We start from the raw sequence: 3,057 nt of genomic DNA, 5'->3' as shown, positions 1-3,057 counted from the left end.
TTATAATTCTTTTCATTCCATCATATTCTCTTATGTCACCAGTAACAACTTTTATACTATCTTTAATCTTATTATCAAAAGTATCAATCCAGCCCCAGCTATTAAATGAGTTATATTGAGCGAGCGCCGTAACATCTGCTCCAAGTTCCACTAATTTTTCTGTCAAATGACTACCTATGAAACCTTCAGCACCAGTAATCAAAACTTTTTTTCCTTGCCAAATCATTTAATCTACTCCTCTTTTATAAATTAAAAAATCTTTCAACATCCGTGTTGGCTTTCCTATAGTCATCTATTTGTCCTATATCCTTCCAATACTCATTTATCTCATATATACCTGTCTTGCATTTATTGTTTATTGAATCCTCTATTAGGTCTGTCATATTATAAACTTCATTTTCATGTATATATTTTGTAATTTCAGGATTTACTACATATACCCCACCATTAATATTAAATTTATATGTAGGTTTTTCTTTCAAAGATTCTATAAGCATATTATTAGTAACTAGCACCCCATAAGGAACATTAACTTCATAATTTCTAACACCTACAGTTATACTAAATTTGTTCTTAATATGATGATTTAAAAATTTCTCGAAATCTATCCCTGTCAATATATCTCCATTTATAACTATAAATGGTTTAATGAATTTTTCTTTAACTAAAGCTATCGATCCTGCTGTACCTAGTTTTTTAGTTTCTCTAATATATTCTATGTTTACTCCAAACTTTTTTCCATCTTCAAAGTAATCCTCTATTATTTTTCCTTTATAGTTAAGAGATATAATAAAATTATTAAAACCATATTCTTTAAATTGTTCTATTATAAGTTCTAATATTGGTTTGTTACCAATTAATAGCATGGGTTTAGGTACTGTCTCAGTTAATGGTCTTAACCTAGTTCCCAGACCTCCCGCCAAAATAAAAACATAATTATCCTTTTTATCATAAGATAATATATCATCAAGAAAATATAAATCAATTAACTTTTTATCTTTATCAATTACAGGAATCTGTCTTATATTATTGCTTAACATATATTCTTTTGCTTTCTTTTTACTATGCTCTTCTGTAACAAATTTAAAATTTTTAAAATATGTACTCTCTATACTATCATTTATACTTAACTCCTTAAGCATAGCACGCCTTATATCGCCATCTGTAATAGTTCCCACTAATTCATTATTTTCATTTACAACTAGCGCTCCACCAGTTAAATTTTTATCTATAACTTTCATAGCTTCTTTTATTGTAGAACTAGCTCCTATACAATAATTTTCAATTGGAAATTTCACAATATCACCTGCGCTTTATAATTTTTGATGGAACTCCTACAGTAACTACATTATCTACTACATTATTAATTACCACAGCCCCTGCTCCTATAATTACATTGTTTCCTATATGTAGAGCTTGAATTATGCAACTTCCCATGCCCACATGTGTATCATGCCCAACTTTCACTCCACCAGCTATACATGCTTTAGGAGAAATATGTGTATTCCTTTGTATTTTACAATCGTGCTCAATTACTACACCAGTGTTTATTATACAGTTTTCATCTATTGAAACTCCTGGGTTAATTATGGCTCCTGGCATTACACAAGTTCCAAATGCAATAGTCGCATAAGATGAAACTATTGCATCTTTATGTATAAGCACAGGTATATTAAAGCCTATATCCTTTAATTTATTATATATTTTATCGCGAAGCCTAATATTTTGTAGTGCACCAATACATACAAAAGCATTTTTTACACCATCATTATATAATTTTTTTAAAATACTATCATCACCTATTATAGGAATATCTAATACTAATTTTTTACCTCTAAACGTTGTATCTGTTACACCTATGATATCATATTTACCAACACTTTTTATAATATCAATAATTACCTCGCAGTGTCCACCTGCACCCACAAGTACGATTTTCTCCATAATTTCACCCCAACTCTAATTTCTAAATCAATAAGTAATTCTCTTTTGCAAAAGTTCTCTATCTAATTTTACTTCACTTATTATTTGTACTATTTTCCCACTAGCATTTCCATCACCATAAGGATTTGTACAAATTTCTAATTGTATTTTAAAACTTTCATCGTATATGGCTTTTTTGATACCCCTTATAACAGATTCTTTTCCATAAGAAACATCTATTATATTACTAGCTCTTAATCTTCCATCCTGCCTTGAGCCTATATTTACTACAGGTAACTTAAAACTAGGTGCTTCAATTATACCTGAAGATGAATTTCCTATCATTACCTCTGCTATATCCAAAAAACTAAGATATTCAACTTGGCTTAAGTTTCTAAATACCTTTAGGAATGGATATTTAGCCCTATATTCTTCAATTACCTTTATAATTTCACGTCCTCCATTATCACTGTTAGGATATGAAACTATAGTTTGATACCCTAGTTCTACAACTGCATCAAGTGTTTCTCGTATTTGCCATTCTACCATGTCCCGTTCTGTAGTTACTGGATGCTGCGTTAGTAAAAATATCTTATCATCTTCTAATTCAAATCTCTTTAGCATTTCACTTCTTGATATATATTGTGTTTTCTTAATATAATCAAGACCTGGTGCTCCTACTACATAAATGTCTTTTTCTTTCTCACCTAATTTAATAATCCTTTGCTTACTATCCTCATTAGCAGGAAAGTGTATATGTGAAAGTTTAGTAATAGCGTGTCTTACAGATTCATCCACCGTTCCAGTTACTTCTCCACCATGGATATGAGCAACAGGTATATTCATATGGATAGCTGCTGTTGCTGCTGCAAGCATTTCGCCCCTATCTCCTAGTATTAATAAAAGATCTGGTTTTATTCGTTCAAAACTTTGAGCCATGCTTATAATTGAAAGTCCTATCGATTTAGCCATAGAAGCACCAGTATCAGAAGCTAATATAGTTTCAAACTTATCCGCTATATCAAACCCATCTTTTTCTATTTCATTTATAGTCATACCATATTCAGGGCATAAATGCATGCCACATACAATAAGCTTAAGATCCAACGATTCATGTTTTTCAATTTCCTTAAG

The 3,057-nt window shown here is 30.5% G+C and carries 4 protein-coding genes; all 4 read right to left on the bottom strand.

The window, feature by feature from the left end; translation table 11 throughout:
• Nucleotides 1-226 (bottom strand): SDR family NAD(P)-dependent oxidoreductase (locus Q0649_RS22960; RefSeq protein WP_298847489.1); only part of this gene is annotated, 226 nt, incomplete at its 3' end.
• Between the two features lie 16 nt (nucleotides 227-242).
• The gene (locus Q0649_RS22955) at nucleotides 243-1,298 is read right to left on the bottom strand and encodes a nucleotidyltransferase family protein (RefSeq protein WP_298847486.1); all 1,056 of its coding nucleotides are present in this window, start codon (nucleotides 1,296-1,298) and stop codon (nucleotides 243-245) included.
• Between the two features lie 4 nt (nucleotides 1,299-1,302).
• Nucleotides 1,303-1,944 carry a NeuD/PglB/VioB family sugar acetyltransferase gene (locus Q0649_RS22950; protein WP_298847483.1) on the bottom strand — a complete coding sequence of 214 codons (642 nt, stop codon included), beginning with the start codon at nucleotides 1,942-1,944 and terminating at the stop codon, nucleotides 1,303-1,305.
• Between the two features lie 27 nt (nucleotides 1,945-1,971).
• A partial coding sequence (neuC, locus tag Q0649_RS22945; RefSeq protein ID WP_298847480.1) for a UDP-N-acetylglucosamine 2-epimerase occupies nucleotides 1,972-3,057 on the bottom strand: 1,086 nt, incomplete at its 5' end.

The organism is uncultured Clostridium sp. (assembly GCF_937920395.1).
Classification (GTDB): Bacteria; Bacillota; Clostridia; order Clostridiales; family Clostridiaceae; genus Clostridium_AD.
This window is presented reverse-complemented; position numbering and strand designations above follow the sequence as displayed.

Coding starts and splice junctions, on each gene's coding strand:
- Q0649_RS22950 (WP_298847483.1), bottom strand. CDS start 1,944: ATGGAGAAAATCGTACTTGTGGGTGCAGGTGGACACTGCGAGGTAATT.